Below are 1,333 nucleotides of genomic sequence, written 5' to 3'. Positions count from 1 at the left end.
CTCAAATTTATTAAATGGAGCTACTAAAATTGGAATTATTGTAAACTAATAGTTTCCATAACAAATTAACCAGGGTGTTCTTTTAATTTAGGACACTTTTTCTATTTTTGCATTATGAAATTTTTGTATAAATTTTTTCTTATTCTTTTCTCTTTGCAACTTATTAGTTGTGAAGATGATGATTATCAGAATATTCCTGTTGAACAACTACTAACTGCGGAAGAGCGTGAGGAATACTCAGGAGGCGAAGCAACTGTATTTAACTCAACACAAGAAGCTTTCGGTTTTTTTGCCTCAAATTTAACCCAAAATGAACAATCAGATTTTGGGATAGTAAATTCATTTTTCAGGCAAAGTTGGGTTTCATCGCCATCATCTACAACTGCCAGAGATGGTTTAGGACCTTTTTTCAATGCTAATAATTGTTCGAGTTGTCATTTTAAAGATGGTCGTGGTCGCCCGCCTGCTTTTGATGGTCAGTTAGGACGTGGTTTATTATTACGTTTGAGTTTAGCAGGAAGTCATCCTAACGGAACTGCATTTTCGGATCCCGTTTATGGTAATCAACTACAAGACAATGCCATTTTAGGTCAAACCATAAAAGGAAAATACAATATAACCTATCAAACAATTTCAGAAACTTTGGCAGACGGAACTGTTGTAGAACTTCAAAAACCAACTTATCAAATCAACACTTTAGGTTATGGTAGTTTAGCAGGAGGAATATTAGTTTCTCCAAGAATTGCGAATCAAATTATAGGTTTGGGTTTACTAGAAGCAGTTTCTGAAAATACAATTTTAGGCTTTGCAACGGCTAATAATAGTAATGGAATTTCTGGAAAAGCAAATTATGTTTACGAAGTAGAAAGTGATTCTCAAAAATTAGGTCGTTTTGGTTGGAAAGCCAATCAGCCCAATATTAGACAACAAGTTGCTGGAGCTTTCTCTGGAGATATGGGAATTACAACCTCTATTTTTCCTAATGAAAATGCGCCTCCAAATGTCGATTTAAGTACAATACCAAACGGAGGAAGTCCTGAAATTTCGAATTCAAATTTTGATAAAATTGTATTGTACTCCAGTTCACTAGCAGTTCCAGCAAGAAGAAATCATACCGATCAAAATGTGTTGAGAGGAAAGAAAATCTTTAATGAAGTACAATGCGCTAGTTGTCATATTCCAAAAATGCAAACTGGTAATACATATTCAATTGTAGCATTAAGAAATCAAATCATAAGACCTTATACCGATATGCTTTTGCACGATATGGGAAATGAATTATCTGATAATACTCCAGATTTTTTAGCAAATGGCAACGAATGGAGAACACAAC

The 1,333-nt window shown here is 34.1% G+C and carries 1 protein-coding gene; it reads left to right on the top strand.

What is annotated here, in order from left to right; all coding sequences use genetic code 11:
• Window positions 1-114 precede the first annotated feature (114 nt).
• A partial coding sequence (locus tag RMO83_RS00970) for a di-heme oxidoredictase family protein (RefSeq protein WP_310557803.1) occupies window positions 115-1,333 on the top strand: 1,219 nt, incomplete at its 3' end.

Source organism: Flavobacterium sp., from assembly GCF_031423415.1.
Taxonomy (GTDB): domain Bacteria; phylum Bacteroidota; class Bacteroidia; order Flavobacteriales; family Flavobacteriaceae; genus Flavobacterium.
The sequence above is the reverse complement of the archived record's forward strand: the minus strand, read 5'-3'. Positions and strand labels throughout refer to the sequence as shown.